The organism is Vibrio sp. Y176 (assembly GCF_033438945.1).
This window is the reverse complement of record NZ_JAWOQS010000439.1, coordinates 1-745: the sequence shown is the minus strand read 5'-3', so window position 1 is coordinate 745 and position 745 is coordinate 1. Positions and strand designations below refer to the sequence as shown.

1 protein-coding gene is annotated in these 745 nt (G+C 47.5%); it reads left to right on the top strand.

Annotation, left to right across the window (positions count from 1 at the left end):
• Positions 1 to 745 (top strand): FlgK family flagellar hook-associated protein (locus tag R7O13_RS26555; RefSeq protein WP_412125732.1); only part of this gene is annotated, 745 nt, incomplete at both ends.

The window sequence follows — 745 nt, the reverse complement described above, 5'->3', positions numbered from 1 at the left end:
TGCGAATAAAACGGATACCCAAGATCACTTAGACATGCTTTCTAGCATGTTGAGCTCTGTTGCATCGAAGAAGATCCCAGAAAACCTCAACGAGTGGTTTGATGCTGTGAAAACCATGGCAGACACACCAAACGATTTAGGTGCGCGTAAAGTTGTGTTGGAAAAGGCAAAAATCTTTTCAGATACATTAAACGACTTTCACGAAACGGTGCGACTGCAGTCAGACGTAACCAATAAAAAATTGGACATGGGCATTGAGCGCATTAACCAACTGGCGCTAGAAATTCGTGACATCCACCGCTTGATGATGCGCACTCCTGGTCCACATAACGATTTGATGGATCAGCATGAAAAGCTGCTTACTGAGCTGTCGGAATACACTAAGGTCACCGTGACCCCACGTAAAAACGCTGAAGGTTTCAACGTGCACATCGGCAATGGTCATACCTTGGTGTCGGGCACAGAGGCAAGCCAATTAAAAATGATTGATGGCTACCCAGACGTGCACCAACGACGTCTAGCGATGGTCGAAGGCGATGGCATCAAAGCGATTAAGGCCGACGACATGGACGGCAAAATCGGCGCGCTACTCGACATGCGTGACAAACACATTCCGCAACTGCTGGATGAAATGGGGCGCTTAGCTACCGGATTCTCTTACAAGGTCAACCAACTGCAATCGCAAGGTTTGGATCTCAACGGCAAAATCGGTAAAGACGTTTTCACCGATGTGAATTCTGAGCTG